Annotated in this window: 4 protein-coding genes; all 4 read right to left on the bottom strand. The window is 75.2% G+C overall.

Annotated features, from left to right (window positions below; all coding sequences use genetic code 11):
• A partial coding sequence (locus ACVMLK_RS20470) for a molybdopterin-binding protein (protein WP_457487468.1) occupies positions 1-1,008 on the bottom strand: 1,008 nt, incomplete at its 3' end.
• Positions 1,005-1,718, bottom strand: coding sequence for an XdhC family protein (locus ACVMLK_RS20465; protein ID WP_457487467.1), 714 nt, complete (start codon positions 1,716-1,718; stop codon positions 1,005-1,007). The genes ACVMLK_RS20465 and ACVMLK_RS20470, both read right to left, overlap by 4 nt.
• Positions 1,715-2,044: an XdhC family protein gene (locus ACVMLK_RS20460; RefSeq protein ID WP_198364709.1), complete on the bottom strand. Its 330-nt coding sequence runs from the start codon at positions 2,042-2,044 to the stop codon at positions 1,715-1,717. The genes ACVMLK_RS20465 and ACVMLK_RS20460 overlap by 4 nt, the downstream gene beginning before the upstream one ends.
• 206 nt (positions 2,045-2,250) lie before the next feature.
• The coding region (locus ACVMLK_RS20455; RefSeq protein ID WP_457487466.1) for a vWA domain-containing protein at positions 2,251-3,114 on the bottom strand (864 nt) is incomplete at its 5' end.

The raw sequence follows: 3,114 nt of genomic DNA, 5'->3' as shown, positions 1-3,114 counted from the left end.
GCGCGAGGCGGCCTCGCGCGGCAGCGGACGCAGCTCGATCTCCTTCAGCAGGCCGCCCACCCCCATGCCGGCGATCTCCGCACGTCCCACCGGCAGGCCGGCGAACAGCCGCTGCAGCACCCAGTCGAAGCCGTTCAGCTTCGGGCTGCGGGCGCAGCCGGGCAGGACCATGGCGGGAACCTCGCCGATCCGGCCGAGGCAGAGCAGGTTGCCCGGATCGACCGGCATGCCGAAATGCAGGATCTCGCCCCCGGCCAGGACGATGCCCGCCGGCCCCACATCGCGCCGGTCCACCACCGCCGAGGCGCCGGCCACCAGCAGCATCTCCGCCCCCCGCTCGCCCAGGCGCCGCAGCGCCGCGGCGATCGCGCCCGCCTCATGCGCGCAGCGCTCGGGCGGCAGCAGCCTGCCGCTCAGGCCGGCGACGCGCTCCGCCGTGGCCTCCACCGCGCCCTCCATGACGCTCTCCTTGAGCCCCGGCAGCTCCGTGAGCACCAGCCCGACCGTGAGCGGCCGGAACGGATGCAGCGCCAGCAGCGGCGCCTCGCGCGCCAGCGCCTCCGCCGCCTCCAGCACCGCGCCCGGCACGGCGAAGGGAATGATCTTGGCGGTCGCCAGCATCTCCCGCGGCGAGACCGGCACATGGCCCGGCAGGGTGGCGAGCGTCAGCCCCTCGTCCAGGGCGTTCAGCCGGTCCACCCGCGCGCGGTCCACCACCAGCAGCCCGGCCGCCCCGGCCAGCAGGTTGACCCGGCCGGTGGCGGCGCGCGTGCGGGTGAGGTGCGGCCCGAGCAGGGCCTCGCCGAGGCGGTGCGCCGCCGCGTCCTCGGCCACGTCGCCCTCCTCCAGTCGGGCGGCGATCACCGCCTCCTCGCCGGCCTCGCGGAGCGCCGCGATGGCGGTGGCGTCCAGCACGGTCCCCTTCTTCAGCACGCGGCCCGGCAGGCGCCGGGTATGCGCCAGCACCGCGCCGAGCGCCTGGTCGAGGCGGGTGGGGCCGAAGATCATGGCGCCGGCGCCGCTTCGCGCGGCTTCCCGATCTCCGCTCCACGGCGGCGGGCCACGATCTCGGCCATGATGGACAGCGCGATCTCCGGCGCCGTCACCGCGCCGATGGCCAGTCCCACGGGGGCGGCGATGCGCGCCGTCTCCGCCTCGCTCAGCCCCGCCTCGGCCAGCCGCGCCAGGCGCTTCGCATGGGTGCGGCGGCTGCCCAGCGCGCCGACATAGAAGGCGGGGGAGCGCAGCGCCACTTCCAGCGCCGGGTCGTCCAGCTTGGGGTCATGGGTCAGGGTGACGACGGCGGTGCGGCTGTCGGGCGCCAGGCCCTGCATGGCCTCGTCCGGCCAGTCGCCGACCAGCGTCACGGCGGCGCCGAAGCGCTCCTCGGTGGCGAAGGCGCGGCGGGGGTCGACCACCGTCACGGCATAGCCGAGCCCGGCCGCCATCGGCACCAGCGCCTGGGCGATGTGCACCGCGCCGACCACGATGAGCCGAAGCGGCGGATTGTAGGGCTGGACGAACCAGCAGACGCCCTCCTCGGTCAGGCTGCGCGCGGCGTCGCTGGCCAGGACCTCGCGCGCTGCCTCGGCCAGGGCGGCGGGCAGCTCGTCCTCGGGGTGGAGGTGCTGGGCGCCATCGCTCAGCCGGGTCAGCACGGCGACCGGGCGGCCCGCCGTCCGCGCCGCCCGCAGGCGCGCCAGGAAGCCGGCCTTCATGCCGCGGCGTCCAGCTTCTCGACGAAGACCTTGAGCTTGCCGCCGCAGGCCAGCCCGACCTCCCAGGCGCGCTCGTCGCTGATGCCGAAGTCGAGCAGCTGCGGCTGGCCGTCGGCCATGCTGCGCCGCGCCGCCTCGGCCACCGCGCCCTCGATGCAGCCGCCGGAGACGCTGCCCGCCAGCCGGCCCGAGGCGGTCACGGCGAGTTGCGAGCCCGCGGGGCGGGGGGAACTCCCCCAGGTCTCCACCACGGTGGCCAGCGCCACCGTCTCCCCGGCCGCCAGCCAGTCCGCGGCGGTCGAGAGAATGTCTTCCTGGTCGCTCATGCCGGTCCTCCGTCCCTGGAGAGTCTCGATCTCGGAAGGCCTGGCGCCCGGCCCGCCGGCTGTCCGGCGTGGGGAGGGGCGGGGCGGCAGGCCCTGGATTCGACTCGGGCAAATCCCGATCCGGCGGAATCACCGGATCGGGTAAAGATGCTCGCAAGACAAGTGGCTGGAGCGTTTGCCGTGAGCCAATGCGAACGGAAAACGCTCTAGCGCCGCGGCGCCGGGGCGGAGAGGGTCCGTACCAGTGCGCGCAGGCTCTCCAGATTGTGGACAGGACGGTGCTCATGCACCAGGGGCAGCATGGTGCGGATGCCCTGGGAGCGTGGCTGGAAGCCCGAGAAGCGCAGCAGCGGGTTCAGCCAGATCAGCCGCCGGCAGGAGTTGCGCAGCCGCTCGGTGGCGGCGGCGAGCTTCGCCAGATCCGCCTCGCCGCCGCGCTCCAGCCCGTCGGTGATCAGCAGCACCACCGCGCCCTGTCCCAGCACGCGGCGCGACCACTGGCGGTTGAACAGCTCCAGCGCCTCGCCGATGCGGGTGCCGCCGGACCAGTCCGGCACCATGTGGCTGACCATCTGGAAGGCGGCCTCGGGGTCCCGGTGGCGCAGCGCGCGGGTGATGTTGGTCAGCCGGGTGCCGAAGAGGAAGCTCGCCACCCGGTCGCGGTCCGAGGTGACGGCGTGCTGGAAATGCATCAGCACCTGGGCGTAGCGCGCCATGCTGCCGGAAATGTCGCAGATGACGACGAGGGGCGGCGGCCGCACCACCCGGCGGATGCGGCGCAGCTCCAGGATCTCGCCCCCCTGGCGCAGGCTGGCGCGGATGGTGGCGCGCAGATCGGCCCGGCGCCCGGCGGGGTCGGGGCGGAAGCGGCGCGTCGGGCGGGCGTCGAGCGGCAGGGTGAGGCGGCGGATCTCCTGCCGGGCGGCGGCGATCTCGGCCGCGCCCATCGCCTCGAAATCCATGGTCTGCAAGGCCTCGCTGGCGCTGACCGTCAGGCTGGCGTCGATCCGCCGCTCCGCCGGCGGGGGCGGCTGCGCCGGGGGCGCGGCGCCGCCCAGCGCCTCGGCCAG

This window comes from Teichococcus aerofrigidensis, assembly GCF_054073225.1.
Note: the sequence above shows the minus strand (reverse complement) of the source record. Positions and strands in the feature narration are given on the sequence as shown.